11 protein-coding genes are annotated in these 14031 nt (G+C 60.5%); 8 read left to right on the top strand and 3 right to left on the bottom strand.

The window, feature by feature from the left end:
• Positions 1-270: 270 nt before the first annotated feature.
• The 4 genes from ACLEJQ_RS25525 to ACLEJQ_RS25540 are packed head-to-tail and all read left to right on the top strand — an operon-like array spanning position 271 to position 4198.
• Positions 271-1296: an ABC transporter substrate-binding protein gene (locus ACLEJQ_RS25525; protein ID WP_440799814.1), complete on the top strand. Its 1026-nt coding sequence runs from the start codon at positions 271-273 to the stop codon at positions 1294-1296.
• Positions 1293-2213 (top strand): ABC transporter permease, encoded by a 921-nt coding sequence (locus ACLEJQ_RS25530; RefSeq protein ID WP_440799817.1) that lies wholly within the window; start codon positions 1293-1295, stop codon positions 2211-2213. The genes ACLEJQ_RS25525 and ACLEJQ_RS25530 overlap by 4 nt, the downstream gene beginning before the upstream one ends.
• Before the next feature lie 6 nt (positions 2214-2219).
• On the top strand, positions 2220-3029 hold the full coding sequence (locus ACLEJQ_RS25535; protein ID WP_042728207.1) for an ABC transporter permease: 810 nt from the start codon (positions 2220-2222) through the stop codon (positions 3027-3029).
• Between the two features lie 17 nt (positions 3030-3046).
• Positions 3047-4198: an ABC transporter ATP-binding protein gene (locus ACLEJQ_RS25540; RefSeq protein WP_440799820.1), complete on the top strand. Its 1152-nt coding sequence runs from the start codon at positions 3047-3049 to the stop codon at positions 4196-4198.
• A gap of 329 nt (positions 4199-4527) precedes the next feature.
• Here the strand turns inward: ACLEJQ_RS25540 and ACLEJQ_RS25545 are convergent, their stop codons facing one another.
• On the bottom strand, positions 4528-5934 hold the full coding sequence (locus ACLEJQ_RS25545) for a purine-cytosine permease family protein (RefSeq protein WP_440799824.1): 1407 nt from the start codon (positions 5932-5934) through the stop codon (positions 4528-4530).
• Between the two features lie 305 nt (positions 5935-6239).
• Here ACLEJQ_RS25545 and ACLEJQ_RS25550 point away from each other — a divergent pair, with 305 nt between their 5' ends.
• The 3 genes from ACLEJQ_RS25550 (at position 6240) to ACLEJQ_RS25560 (ending at position 9290) form a co-directional block, all read left to right on the top strand.
• Entirely contained in the window at positions 6240-6725 is a 486-nt protein-coding gene (locus ACLEJQ_RS25550; RefSeq protein WP_440799827.1) for a flavin reductase family protein, read from the top strand.
• A 178-nt stretch (positions 6726-6903) separates the two neighbouring features.
• Positions 6904-7947, top strand: a complete 1044-nt coding sequence (locus ACLEJQ_RS25555; protein WP_440799830.1) for an LLM class flavin-dependent oxidoreductase — start codon at positions 6904-6906, stop codon at positions 7945-7947.
• 356 nt (positions 7948-8303) lie between these two features.
• On the top strand, positions 8304-9290 hold the full coding sequence (locus ACLEJQ_RS25560) for an acyltransferase family protein (RefSeq protein ID WP_440799833.1): 987 nt from the start codon (positions 8304-8306) through the stop codon (positions 9288-9290).
• Positions 9291-9357: 67 nt separating this feature from the next.
• Here ACLEJQ_RS25560 and ACLEJQ_RS25565 read toward each other — a convergent pair whose 3' ends face one another.
• Positions 9358-11484, bottom strand: a complete 2127-nt coding sequence (locus ACLEJQ_RS25565; RefSeq protein WP_440799836.1) for a TonB-dependent siderophore receptor — start codon at positions 11482-11484, stop codon at positions 9358-9360.
• Positions 11485-11797: 313 nt separating this feature from the next.
• Here ACLEJQ_RS25565 and ACLEJQ_RS25570 point away from each other — a divergent pair, with 313 nt between their 5' ends.
• Positions 11798-13594 carry a methyl-accepting chemotaxis protein gene (locus ACLEJQ_RS25570; protein WP_440799839.1) on the top strand — a complete coding sequence of 599 codons (1797 nt, stop codon included), beginning with the start codon at positions 11798-11800 and terminating at the stop codon, positions 13592-13594.
• A gap of 301 nt (positions 13595-13895) precedes the next feature.
• Here ACLEJQ_RS25570 and ACLEJQ_RS25575 read toward each other — a convergent pair.
• Positions 13896-14031, bottom strand: a 136-nt coding sequence (locus ACLEJQ_RS25575; RefSeq protein WP_440797819.1) for a YbdD/YjiX family protein, incomplete at its 5' end; no start/stop codon positions are given.

The raw sequence follows: 14031 nt of genomic DNA on the forward strand, positions 1-14031 counted from the left end.
GATCACCGCCGGGGCTGAGTATTCATTCACAGGAGGATAGAAAAAATCTGTCCTCAGGCAGATAACCGGTAAGGCAAAGTGCTTGCAGAATGTTTGGAATACCATAATATGATATTCCATAGACCGCATGCTCCAGCCAAGCGCACCCGGCAGGGAACGCGCATTCAACCCGCCCTTGGCGCGGTCAGCCGCAAGACCCGATGAACATAAGCTCCCGATAAGTGGGCACAGATAAGCCCGCTCAATAAACACAACAATGAGGGCGTGAAAATGGTGTTGAAGAAAAGTGCAGTCGCCGTTCTTTTTGCGAGCCTGCTGAGCGTCGCCAGCCAGGCGTCGATGGCCGCTGAAAGCGTCAACTTCGTCAGTTGGGGCGGCAGTACCCAGGACGCGCAGAAGCAGGCCTGGGCCGACCCGTTCAGCAAGACCAGCGGCATCACCGTCGTCCAGGACGGCCCGACCGACTACGGCAAGCTCAAGGCCATGGTCGAAAGCGGCAACGTGCAATGGGATGTGGTCGATGTGGAAGCGGACTTCGCCTTGCGTGCAGCGTCCGAAGGCTTGCTCGAACCCCTGGACTTCTCGGTCATCCAACGGGACAGGATCGACCCGCGCTTCGTTTCCGATCATGGCGTCGGTTCGTTCTACTTCTCTTTCGTTCTCGGCTACAACGAAGGCAAGCTCGGTTCCGGCAAGCCACAGGACTGGTCCGCACTGTTCGACACCAAGACCTATCCCGGCAAACGCGCCCTGTACAAGTGGCCGAGCCCTGGCGTGCTGGAGCTGGCCCTGCTGGCCGATGGCGTACCGCAAGACAAGCTCTATCCACTGGACCTGGACCGCGCCTTCAAGAAACTCGACACCATCAAGAAAGACATTGTCTGGTGGGGCGGCGGCGCCCAGTCCCAGCAACTGCTCGCGTCCGGCGAAGCCAGTATTGGTCAGTTCTGGAACGGCCGCGTCTACGCCCTGCAACAGGACGGCGCACCCGTGGGCGTAAGCTGGAAGCAGAACCTGGTCATGGCCGATATCTTGGTCATTCCAAAGGGGTCGAAGAACAAGGCCGCTGCCATGAAGTTCCTGGCCAACGCCAGCAGCGCTAAGGGCCAGGCCGATTTTTCCAACCTGACCGCTTATGCGCCGGTCAACGTCGACAGCGTCGCACGCCTGGACTCTGTGCTCGCTCCCAACCTGCCGACCGCCTACGCCAAGGATCAGATCACGCTTGATTTCGCGTACTGGGCCAAGAACGGTCAGGACATCGCGACACGGTGGAACGAATGGCTGGTCAAATGAAAATGTCGGCAACGGCAACCCAACACACCGGCGCCGCCGGTGTGGCAACCGCCAAGGCAGTCGCCACACAAACCCCGTCGCTGGCCCAGCGCTGGCGCGGGGTCGGCAACCTGGCCCCGGCTCTGCTGTTTTTAGGCCTGTTCTTCCTGGCGCCACTGATCGGCCTGCTGCTGCGCGGCGTGCTGGAGCCAGTCCCGGGGCTTGGCAACTATGAACAACTGTTCGCCAACTCGGCTTATGCCCGGGTGCTGTTCAACACCTTTTCGGTGGCCGGGCTGGTGACTCTGTTCAGTCTGTTGCTGGGCTTCCCCCTGGCCTGGGCAATCACGCTGGTACCTCGTGGCTGGGGGCGCTGGATCCTCAACATCGTGCTGCTGTCGATGTGGACCAGCCTGCTGGCCCGCACCTATTCCTGGCTGGTGCTGTTGCAAGCCTCCGGGGTGATCAACAAGGCCCTGATGGCGCTGGGCATCATCGACCAGCCACTGGAGATGGTGCACAACCTCACCGGCGTAGTGATCGGCATGAGCTACATCATGATTCCGTTCATCGTCCTGCCGTTGCAGGCGACCATGCAGGCCATCGACCCGATGATCCTGCAGGCGGGCTCCATCTGCGGCGCCAGCCCGTGGACCAACTTCTTCCGGGTGTTCCTGCCGCTGTGCCGGCCGGGGCTATTCTCCGGCGGACTGATGGTGTTCGTGATGTCCCTGGGTTACTACGTGACGCCGGCCCTGCTGGGCGGCGCACAGAACATGATGCTGCCCGAGTTCATCATCCAGCAGGTGCAATCGTTCCTCAACTGGGGCCTGGCCAGCGCCGGCGCCGCGTTGCTGATCGTCATCACGCTGGTGCTGTTCTACTTCTACCTGAAGCTCCAGCCGGAATCCCCGGTCGGCGCCAGTCACGCGAGGTAAACCGTCATGCTCCTGACTCCCAATGCCATGAGCCGGCGCATGCGCTTCGGTCTGTACGCCACCACCGGTCTGATCGGACTGTTCCTGCTGCTGCCGATCGTGTTCATCGTGTTGCTCTCGTTCGGCTCGTCCCAGTGGCTGGTCTTCCCGCCACCGGGCTGGACGTTCAAATGGTACGGCCAGTTCTTTTCCAACCCGGACTGGATGAACGCCGCGTTGACCAGCCTCAAGGTCGCCCTGCTGACCACGGTTTGCGCGGTAGCACTGGGGTTGCCGACGGCATTTGCCCTGGTGCGTGGACGCTTCCCTGGTCGGGAAATGCTCTACGGCCTGTTCACCCTGCCGATGATCGTGCCGCTGGTGATCATCGCCGTGGCGGTGTATGCGCTGTTTCTCAAGCTCGGCTACACCGGGACGATGTTCGCATTCGTGGTCAGCCACGTCATCGTCGCGCTGCCGTTCACCATCATTTCGATCATCAACTCGCTCAAACTGTTCGATCAGTCCATTGAGGACGCCGCGGTGATCTGCGGTGCCTCGCGCCTGCAAGCGGTGTTCAAGGTGACATTCCCGGCGATTCGCCCGGGCATGGTCGCCGGCGCCCTGTTTGCGTTCCTGGTGTCGTGGGACGAAGTGGTGCTGAGCGTGATGATGGCCAGCCCGACCCTGCAAACCTTGCCCGTCAAGATGTGGACCACCCTGCGCCAGGACCTGACGCCTGTGATCGCCGTCGCCTCGACGCTGTTGATCGGCCTCTCGGTACTCGTGATGGTGATCGCCGCCGCCCTGCGCCGGCGCAATGAAATCAGCGCCTGAGCGCCTAGGAGAAGACAATGAGTGCCGTCAAAGACCCCGCACAACAGAACAACAAGACCCTGGTCAGCCTGCGCAACCTGAACAAACACTACGGCGACTTTGCCGCCGTGGACGACATCTCCCTGGAGATTCAGGACGGTGAATTCCTGACCTTCCTCGGTTCCAGCGGCTCGGGCAAGAGCACCACCCTGTCGATGCTGGCCGGTTTTGAACCCCCCAGCAGCGGCGAAATCCTGGTGGACGGCAAATCGCTGGTCAACGTGCCGCCGCACAAGCGTGACATTGGCATGGTGTTCCAGCGTTACTCGCTGTTTCCGCACCTGTCGGTCCGGGACAACATCGCGTTCCCCCTGGCGATCCGCAAACTCGCCCCGGCCGAACGCGACCGCCGCGTCGACGCCATGCTCAAGCTGGTACAACTGGAGCAGTTCGCCCACCGCCGCCCTTCGCAACTCTCCGGCGGCCAGCAACAGCGCGTGGCGATTGCCCGAGCGCTGGTCTATGAGCCACGTATCCTGCTGATGGACGAACCCCTCGGCGCCCTGGACAAAAAGCTTCGGGAAGATTTGCAAGATGAACTGCGTCAGCTGCATCGGCGCCTGGGCATTACCATCGTCTACGTGACCCATGACCAGGAAGAAGCCATGCGCCTGTCCCAGCGCATCGCCATTTTCAGCCATGGCAAGATCGTCGGCCTCGGCAGCGGCTACGACCTCTACCAGAATCCACCGAATGCTTTCGTCGCGTCGTTCCTCGGCAACTCCAACTTCCTCAAGCTCAAGGCCCAGGGCAATGCGGTGGCGACCTTCGAAGGCCAGTCATTGTCGATTCGCCTGACTGCCGGCCTGCAAACCGAGCAGGACGTGCTGCTGATGGTGCGCCCGGAAAAGGCCCTGGCGCTGAGCACCGAGCAGGCGGCGCAACAACCCTTGGCGGCAGGCTGGAACGAAGTGCCGGCCAAGGTCGTGGAAGTGCTGTTTCTCGGCGAAAGCCAGACCTGCAGCGTGGTGACGTCCGGCGGCACCGCCATGACCGTCAAGGCGCTCTCCGCCGCGGGCATGCCGCTCAAGGCCGGCGACCCGGTACGCGTGCGCTGGGCCACCGCCGACGCCTGCGTCTACACCCAATGGGCCGAAAGTGACCTGAACAAGGCCGCCGGGGCACACTGATCCCCTTCTGGCCCACTTCGATGGGCCGCCTCACAGATGTCACCCTCAAGGTCGCCGCAACGTCGGGTTGCGGCGGCCTTTTTTTGTTTGGTGATGGCTGAGTATCGGCCTTCAATCCCAGCGGCATGGGGGCTGAGCTTGCTTGCGATAGCGATGGGACCACTTGCATCGATACTGAATGGGCCGACGCCTTCGCGGGCAAGCCCGCTCCCACAGGTTTCCAGGGTGTATCTGAGAATTGTGAACACCCTCCCGCCTCCACAGTTTTGCACCCACCCAAACAAAAATGCCCGGCAAATAGCCGGGCATTCGATTAAACGGTGCTTGGATCAATCGGTGTAACCCAACCGCGCCGCCGCGCGCCGCTGGGCCTGGCCGCGGGTCGCCAGGCAGTAATAAAGCGGGCAGGTCACCAGCAACCCCACCAGCCACGACAGGTCGGCACCGTCCACCAGATTGGCGTAGGGCCCGACATACAGCGACGTGTTGGCAAACGGCAACTGCACGATGATCCCGATGAAGTACGCCACGATCGCATGCAGGTTGAAGCGCCCATAAATCCCGCCATCGGCCCGGAAGATCGAAGCGATGTCGTAATGGCCACGCTTGATCACATAGAAGTCGATCAGGTTGATCGACGCCCACGGCACCAGCACCAGCAACAACGCCAGGATCAAGCCGATGAACTGCGAAATGAAGTCCGCCGAAGCCCCCAGCGCCACCACGCAGCAGCCTGCCAGTACGCCGCTGGACAACACCACTCGAACCTTGACGCTTGGCGTCCACTGACTGACGAAGGTCTGGATCGAGGTGATGATCGAGAGTACCGCACCATACAGATTCAAGGCGTTGTGGCTGATGATATTGAGCAGGAACAGCACCATCAGGATAGGCCCCAGCCAACCGGTGGACTGCTTGACCGCCGCCATCGCTTCCGTGCCTTCCGGCGTAGCAAGCACGGCCACCGCGCCGAAGGCAAACGACAGGATGGTGCCCAGTGTCGCTCCCAGGTAGGTGGCCAGAAATGGACGGGCGAAGCCGATATCCGCCGGCAGGTAACGCGAGTAGTCAGAAACGTAAGGCGAGAAGCTGATCTGCCAGATGATCCCCAGCGAAACCGTGGCCAACCAGCCGGACAGATTGAAGCCTCCGCGGGTGAAAAAATCCGCCGGCAAGTCATGGGCGAAAATGTAGAAGAATCCGGCGAACAAGGCCCCGCCCATCACCCACGTGCCGATGCGGTTGAGGGTATGGATGAACCGATAGCCGATCACCCCGATGGCCGTGGCACCGAGGGCACCCATCAGGATACTGGCCGGGACCGGCACCGACGGCGCGATGCCAACGATGGATTTGCCCGCCAGGACGATGTTGGAAATAAAAAAACCGACGTAGATCAGCGCCGCGAAGAACACGATCAACAACGCGCCGTAGCGACCGAATTGGCCGCGACTCTGGACCATCTGGGGGATCCCCATGCGCGGTCCCTGGGCTGACGCTAGAGCAATCACCAATCCGCCTATCAAGTGCCCCAAGGCAATCGCCAGCAACCCTCGCAACAGATCGAGATGGAACACTTGGACCACCATGGCCCCGGTGACGATAGGCAGCGGCGCGATATTGGTGCTGAACCATAGGGTGAACAGGTCGCGGGCCTTTCCGTGGCGTTCTGCGAGAGGAACGTAATCGACCGTGTGGTTCTCGATCAACGGGTCTTGCCGGGACATCTGGGACATATGCATGAACTCGAGTTTGTCTGTTCTTATCTTTGTATGAAGCCAAACCGGAGGCACTCTAGGCGCCCCTCAGATGAACACCATATTATGGTATTCCAACACTTTCACAAGACTGATCAGCTCTTTCGGAGCCTGACTGATCCGCTCTTTGGCCCGACCGTCCTGACAACTCCCCCCGTAATCATTGGCTAAAAACGCTAAGAATGACGTTCATCGATTCACCGAAAAAGACCTTGCAATGAATGTATTACGGTATACCATCAGACCTACAAATCTAAAAAACCGGATCACACGAGGACCGCGCAATGATCGACGCCGCCATCTATAAACAAGTCCTGGGTTCGTTTCCCTCCGGTGTGACGGTAATCACCACGCTGGACGAGGATGGCCAGATCGTCGGCCTGACTGCCAGCGCGTTCAGCTCACTGTCCATGGACCCGGCCCTGGTGCTGTTCTGCCCGAACTACAGCTCCGATTCTTATCCGGTCCTGATCAAGAACAAACGCTTTGCCATCCATGTACTGTCTGCCGGTCAGCAAAGCGAGGCCTATGCTTTTGCTCGCAAGGGCAAGGACAAGGCCCAAGGTATCGAGTGGACATTGAGCGCCCTGGGCAACCCGATCCTGGCGAACGCCACAGCGGTGATCGAGTGCGAACTGTGGCGCGAATACGAAGGGGGGGACCACGCGATTATGGTGGGTGCCGTGAAAAACCTCATCGTGCCTGAGCAGTGCACCAGCCCTCTGGTCTACTGCAACGGCAAGATGGGGGCACTGCCCGTTCCGGCCTGACGGACTGATAGAAACAATTTGTAGATATTTCGTATTATGGTATACCAATAATAATCTGCCAGGCCGCCGTGCCGATAACCCGCGCGGCCTTGCGAGAACATCCAAGAGCCCCGCGCTCTTCCCAGGCATCAGGTCTGCAAACGACAGGCCGCCAACAAAAAGATCCGAGGTAAGCGTCATGAAATTCTCGCTGTTCATACACATGGAACGTTGGGACGAAAGCGTCAGCCACCGCCAGTTGTTCGAAGATCTGACCGAACTGACCCTGCTGGCCGAAGCCGGCGGTTTCAGTACCGTGTGGATCGGCGAACACCACGCCATGGAATACACCATCTCGCCCAGCCCGATGCCGCTACTGGCTTACCTCGCCGGCAAGACCACTACCATTCACCTGGGCGCTGGCACCATCATCGCGCCGTTCTGGCACCCGTTGCGGGTGGCCGGTGAATGCGCGTTGCTGGACGTGATCAGCAATGGCCGCATGGAAGTCGGTCTGGCCCGGGGCGCCTACCAGGTCGAGTTCGACCGCATGGCCGGCGGCATGCCGGCTTCGGCCGGTGGCCAGGCCCTGCGGGAAATGGTTCCGGTAGTCCGTGCCCTGTGGCAGGGCGACTACGCCCACGACGGCGAGATCTGGAAATTCCCGACCTCCACCAGCGTGCCCAAGCCGATCCGCAAGCCGCACCCGCCGATGTGGATTGCCGCCCGCGACCCGGACTCCCACAACTTCGCGGTTGCCAACGGCTGCAACGTCATGGTCACGCCATTGATGAAGGGCGACGAAGAAGTCCTGGACTTGAAGAACAAGTTCCAGGCGGCCCTGGACAACAACCCTGACGTGCCACGCCCGCAACTGATGGTGTTGCGTCACACTCACGTGCATTCGACGGACAACCCCGAGGGCTGGAAAGTCGGTGCGCAGGCGATCGCCAGGTTCTACCGCACTTTCGACGCCTGGTTCGGCAACAAGCAAACCCCGGTCAATGGCTTCCTGGCGCCCAGCCCCGAGGAAAAGTTCGCCGGTCGTCCGGAGTTCGAACTGGAGAGCCTGCACAAGACCGCCATGATCGGCACGCCGGAAGAAATCATTCCGCGCATCAAGTACTACCAGGAACTGGGCGTCGACGAGTTCAGCTTCTGGTGCGACAACAGCCTGCCTCACGCCGAGAAGAAAAAGTCTCTGCAATTGTTCATCGAGCATGTAGTGCCGGCGTTTCGCTGAGCCGCGATGAGTCGCCAGCGTTGGCGAGCAAGCTCCCACATTGGCTTTAGGTGTACGCAGCCTTTGCATACACCGTCTGACCCTGTGGGAGCGGGCTTGCCCGCAAAGACGGCGGCACATTCAACATCTTCATGACAGACACGCCGCTTTCGCGGGCAAGCCCGCTCCCACAAGTGTCCCCGTTGGGCATGCGGGAGCGAGGCCATTGGCGAAGCGCACGGCGCGGCGAACAGATGATGCCAAATATGACAATCTTCCCCACTACCCTGCCGTCGCCGATCACCACCGCTGTTCACCGCTGAAAAACCCCAATAACGTCTACCGCAACGGATCAACTCTGATTAAGGATGATGCGCGTGGGGGTTTATCGTCTGCTGTTGGCCTTGCTCGTGGCGATTTCGCACATGGGCGTGACATTCATGGGGTTCAACCCTGGCGTCGTTGCCGTGGTGTCCTTCCTGATCATCAGCGGCTTCGTGATGACTTCACTGATCGAACGCAACTACGGTACAGCCGGGCACATCGGCGTGTTCTACCTGGATCGGTTACTGAGGTTATATCCGCAGTTCCTGTTGTACTTCATCCTGTCCTGCCTGGTGATTCATTTCCTCCTGCCCGGAACGCCCCAGGCAGAGGCCCTGACGTTGGAAAACATCGTCACCAGCCTGCCGATCCTGCCGTTGGGTTTCTACATGTACGGCATCACCGTGCCCGAGATCCTGCCGCCTGGCTGGTCCCTGGGGCTGGAAATGTGTTTTTATCTGTTGATTCCGTTTCTCATCCTTTATCGGGCACGGGGTATCGCCTTTGCGCTGTCAGTGGCGATCTTTCTGGTTGCGGCCCTGGGCTACATCAATACTGACATCTACGGCTATCGCCTGCTGCCGGGTGTGCTGTTCATCTTCTTGTGCGGCAGCTATCTGTACCGGGCCAGGGCCAAAGGCCTGTGGATCGTGTCCATCACCACGCTCGTCGCGGCGCTGATGTTCGTGGCCATCGTTACGGGAGTCATTCCTCGACGACCGTTCAACGCGGAGGTGACCCTGGGTATCGTGCTCGGCCAGCCGGCGGTCTGGCTGCTCAGCCGGTTGAGGCACCGCCGGTGGGATGAGTTCCTCGGCAACATCAGCTACGGGGTTTTCCTCAATCACTTCGTGGTGATGTATGTATTGCGGGCGTTCTGGCCGGTGGAGTACAGCACTCTGATCATCACGGCAGTGCTGGTGCTGTCCTTCGTCTTGAGTGGCGTGTCGTATTACAGCATCGAACGGCCGGCGCTGAAGCTCCGTCACGCCCTGAGGGCAGGCGTTGGGCGCGACATCGTTAGGGGCACGCCGGCTTAAGGAAGACAACTGCAAACGAAAATGCCCGGGCTCAGATTCCGGGCATTTTTGTTCCAGCGCAGCGCGATCAGAACGTTACGCTGGCGCTCAGGCGTGCGGTGCGCGGCTCGCCGACGTTGACCTGCAGCTGGCTGCCGGTGGAGGACGGGTAGTATTGTTTGTCGAACAGGTTGTCCACGTTCAGTTGCAGAGAGGTCTTGTAGCCGAACACCGGCGACTCCCAGCGCAGGAAAGCGTCGGCCACGGTGTAGCTGCTGAGCCAGAAATCGTTGGCGTTGTTGGCGGCACGCTCGCCGACGTAGCGCGCGCCGCCACCTGCATGCCAGTTGCCGAATTCGGCAGGTACGTTCAGGTGATGGCTCAGGTACAGGCTGGCGGTGTGCTTTGGGGCATTGGCCAGGCGGTGGCCTTCGTCGTCCGGATCGTCGAGGATTTCCGTGTGGGTGTAGGCATAGGTGCCGATCAGGTCCCAGCGTTCGGACAAGCGGCCGGTGATGTCCAGCTCCAGACCCTGGGAGCCGACCTTTCCGGCGGCTTCCGACAGGGTCACGCCATTGAGCGTGGAGGATGTCACGACATTCTTCTTGACGATGTCGAACAACGCCAGGTTGATGTTCAAACCCGGCAGCGGATCGTACTTGGCACCGACTTCGTAGCTGCGACCTTCCTCCGGCTTGAAGGTATTGCCGGAGTCGTCCACGGTGTCGTTCGGCTTGAACGAGCGGCTGTAATTACCGTATAGCGACAGCTCGTCGGTGGCTTTGTAGACCAGACCGAGAAACGGCACGAACGCGTCGCCGTTGTCGTCGCGGTTCACTTTATAGCGGGCACCCCTGCCCTGGTCGCTGTATTGATCGTAATGCTGGTAACGACCGCCGAAGACCAGGATCCAACGGTCGTCGAGGTGCCAGTTGTCCTTCAGATAAACCGAGCTTGAAGTCAGTTCGTTACGCAGGTCGCTGTCTGCAGCGTTGATCAGGCTCGGCTCGGGCAGGTTGCCGTAGACCGGTGAAGTGATGTCAAAACCGCCGCGAGGGGCATTGCGGTAGGTTTTGCCACGGAACTGATCGGACACCTGATTATCGACACCCACCAACAGATCATGACGCTGGCCGAAGAGGTCCTGCTTGCCCATGAAATCCCAGCTGGCGAAACGGGTTTCATCGTCGTAATGAGCGCCGTTGGCGCGTCGGCTCAGGACATTGCCTGTCAATGTGTTGGGCTGCGCAATCGCGAGGCTGTACCGGTCATTGTTCCAACCGTAGGTCAGTCGGGTTTTCCAGGCATCGCTCAGTTCATACTCGAAGCGCGCCGTGGCCGTTTCGCGGATTCCCTGGCTCTTGGCCCAGCGCTCATCGAGACGCTTGTCGTAGTCGATGTCCGCTGGATGTCCATTGCGGAACACCGTACCCCGGTCGAACGGGTTGGAGTATTCGTTGTACTCATAGCTCAGGTTCAACGAAGCCCGCTCCCCGGTCCATGCCAGGGACGGCGCCACGAGCGTGCTCTCGTTGACGCCATAGTTGCGCCAGTAATCCTCGTGCTTGCGCTCGGCGATCAGCCGATAAGCCAGGCCGGTGTCGCCCAGCGGCCCGGTGGTGTCCACGGCCGTGGTACCGCCGCCTTCGCTGTAGGCCGAGCCGCTCAGGGTGGTGCCCCGGGTGTATTCGGGCTGCTTGCTGATGACATTGATCAGGCCGCCGGGCTCCAACGCGCCGTACAGCATCGAGGCCGGGCCCTTGAGCACTTCGACCCGCTCGGTGGTGGCGCTGAAGTTATGCCCCAGGTTGGAACGCACACCATCGCGCAGGATCGAGCCATCGTCGTTGGTGCCAAAACCGCGCTTGACCAGCGAGTCCCGCGAGCCGCCCAGCGTATTGCCCTGGTTGACGCCGCTGACGAACTTCATGGCATCGTTCAGCGAGCGTACCTGATAGTCCGCCAGGGTCTGCCGGGTCACCACGTTGATCGACTGCGCCTCTTCCTTGATCGGTACATCACTCTTGCTCGCCGTGCTGGCCTGCGACGCCGTGTAGCCATCGTCCTGAGTCACACCGCTGCCCTGGATAGCCGTGGCCGGCAGTTCCAATGTCTCCTGGGCTTGTAAAGGACCGGCGATGAACCAGCAGGACAAGGTCGGCAGGACACACTTGATGAAGACGTTGCGGTTTGCGAGGGAGGTGGAACGATTCAAGACGCGGCACTCGTGGGGGGACGTAAATGCGAGCGAATATACTTTGAGAATGATTCCCAGTAAATGCTTTCTATTTGATCGAATGCGCCGTCAATCCCTGTGGGAGCGAGCCTGCTCGCGATAGCGGTGCATCAGTCGGCGACGGTATAGGCTGACAGTCCGCTATCGCGAGCAGGCTCGCTCCCACAGGGTTACGCATCTAGCAGCCCACTGAAATCGTAGCAAGTGATATCAAATCGCCCAAATCGCTAAAGCTTTCCCAGTCGCGGTCGAATGTATGCCATTGAGAGATTTTTTGCCCAGGAGCAGCGGCATGCAGACGTTAAAGGCCTTGTACGAGTCTATCGAGATGCAGTTCTTCGATACGCTCACCAAAAAACTGTCGAGCCTTTTCCTGCTGGTGGTGGTCAGTGCGCTGCTGTACTGGGTGGCCCTCAGCGCCCGGGCGGACATTGTCTTGCAGCTGCGCGCCGCGCAGCTGGACGCCGTGCTGCTGGGCCAGATCGAATCCCGGCTCGATGGGCTCACTCATGCCCTGCTCTTCGGCGCGCTGCTGACCCTGGGCATGATCAGCTTCATGGTCTGGTACTTCCGCCACCTGATCGTGCGTCCCGTCACCGCCATGACCCACGCCCTGGAAGAGATCGCCAATGGCGAAGGCGACCTGTCCAAGGACCTGCCACTGGTGACCCACGACGAGATTCGCGTGCTGGCCGCCACCTGCAACCGGTTCCTGGCCAAGCAGCGCGAGATAATCAGCAACGTCCAGGCGTTGACCGTGCACATCGCTGTGGAATCGGCGCGCTCGCTGAAAAACATCAGCGACTCCAGCGACAGCGCGACCCACCAGGCACGCTTCGCCAAGGAAGTGATGGAACAGAGCAATACCGCCGTCGGCCGCATCGAAGAGGTGTCGCGCCAGACCCAGGGCATCTCCAGCACCACCGCGCAGAACCTGAGCATTGCCCGTGATTCCTACGCCGAGCTGCTGGAAGTGACCGGCAATATCAGTGAGATTTCCAGCAGCCTCAATGAATTCGCCACCCTGGTGAGCGCCTTGAACCAGCGCTCCTCCAGCATCAAGTCCATCGTGGGTCTGATCCAGCAGATCTCCGCCCAGACCAACCTGCTGGCGCTCAACGCGGCCATCGAGGCCGCCCGCGCCGGTGAGAGTGGCCGCGGCTTCGCAGTGGTGGCCGATGAAGTGCGCACCCTGGCGCAGAACGTCAGCCGGGCCACGGACGATATTTCGCGCAACATCGACGCCATGCTCGAAGAAGTCAGTTCTACCCATGAACAGACCACCCAGATCAGCCACAGCGCCCGGGAAACCCAAAAGGTAGTGGAGCGCGCTTCCGGGCATTTCGAGAGCATGATCGGCGACTTCGAATCCACCAATGGCAAGCTGGCGGACATCGCCGACCATATCCAGCAGTTCGCCGACAGCAATACTGGAATCAACGAACGGGTCACCCAGATCCACGCCGACAGCCAGTCGATCGACCAGCGAATGCAGCATTCGGCGACCGCTACTCGTGACTTGTCTGGCGTTGCCGAAAAGGTCCAGGCGCTACTGGGCCGGTTCGTGCTTGGCCATGGCAGGCTCGATGCGGCGATCAGCCGGGCCAGCGAATGCCGTGATCTTCTGCAGGTCCGCCTGGAGGCGTTGCAAGGCGAAGGCGTCAATCTGTTTGACCAGAGCTACCAGCTCATCCCTGGCACCGATCCCAAGCAGTACATGACCAGCTATACCGAGCGCTTTGCGCGGATCTGCCAGGAAGCCTGCGACCAACTCACCCGCAGCACGCCGGGCGGCAAGGTTTCTTTCATCGTCGACACCAAGGGCTATTGCCCGGTCAACAACAGCTGGGTGTCCAAGCCGCCCACGGGCGACCGCGCCGTCGATTTGCCGGTGTGCCGCAACAAGCGGATCTTCAACGACCCCATCGGCCTGCGGGCAGCGGGCAACGTCCAGCGCTTTCTGCTCCAGACGTACCTGCGCGATACCGGGGAAATCATGACCGAGATCGACGTCCCGTTCTTCTTTGGCGGTCGCCATTGGGGCAACCTGCGGGTGGGGTTCGATGCGGCGGTGTTGTTGGCGGAGTGACTTTCCCCGTGGCGAGGGAGCTTGCTCCCGCTGGGCTGCGTAGCGGCCCTTCCCTTCTTTCGGTCAACACTGCCTTTACTGACCTACCGTCATCGTCGGATCGCCGGCCGGAGCAGGCTCGCTACCGCAGGATCCGTGGTGAATGCAGATCCTGAAGCCACTCAGAAACCAATGTGGGAGCGAGCCTGCTCCGGGCGGCGATCCGACGATAGCGGTCAGTCAGCCAACATCTTCGCCGATTGACCCACCGCATCGCGAGCAGGCTCGCTCCCACAGGAATCACCTCAATCCGGTAAAAGACTCAACAACACTTCGGCCCGCCCTTGCCGCCGTAGCGGGCTTCCTGGCGTTCGCGGAAGAACGTTTCGTAGTCCATCAGCGGCTTGTCCGGGTGCTTGGTCTGCATGTGCTCGACGTAGTTGTCGTAGTCGGGCATC

Origin of the sequence: Pseudomonas sp. SMV71 (assembly GCF_052042015.1) — a bacterium.
In the GTDB taxonomy this organism is placed as follows: domain Bacteria; phylum Pseudomonadota; class Gammaproteobacteria; order Pseudomonadales; family Pseudomonadaceae; genus Aquipseudomonas.

Coding starts and splice junctions, on each gene's coding strand:
- ACLEJQ_RS25525 (WP_440799814.1), top strand. CDS start 271: ATGGTGTTGAAGAAAAGTGCAGTCGCCGTTCTTTTTGCGAGCCTGCTG.
- ACLEJQ_RS25530 (WP_440799817.1), top strand. CDS start 1,293: ATGAAAATGTCGGCAACGGCAACCCAACACACCGGCGCCGCCGGTGTG.
- ACLEJQ_RS25535 (WP_042728207.1), top strand. CDS start 2,220: ATGCTCCTGACTCCCAATGCCATGAGCCGGCGCATGCGCTTCGGTCTG.
- ACLEJQ_RS25540 (WP_440799820.1), top strand. CDS start 3,047: ATGAGTGCCGTCAAAGACCCCGCACAACAGAACAACAAGACCCTGGTC.
- ACLEJQ_RS25545 (WP_440799824.1), bottom strand. CDS start 5,934: ATGTCCCAGATGTCCCGGCAAGACCCGTTGATCGAGAACCACACGGTC.
- ACLEJQ_RS25550 (WP_440799827.1), top strand. CDS start 6,240: ATGATCGACGCCGCCATCTATAAACAAGTCCTGGGTTCGTTTCCCTCC.
- ACLEJQ_RS25555 (WP_440799830.1), top strand. CDS start 6,904: ATGAAATTCTCGCTGTTCATACACATGGAACGTTGGGACGAAAGCGTC.
- ACLEJQ_RS25570 (WP_440799839.1), top strand. CDS start 11,798: ATGCAGACGTTAAAGGCCTTGTACGAGTCTATCGAGATGCAGTTCTTC.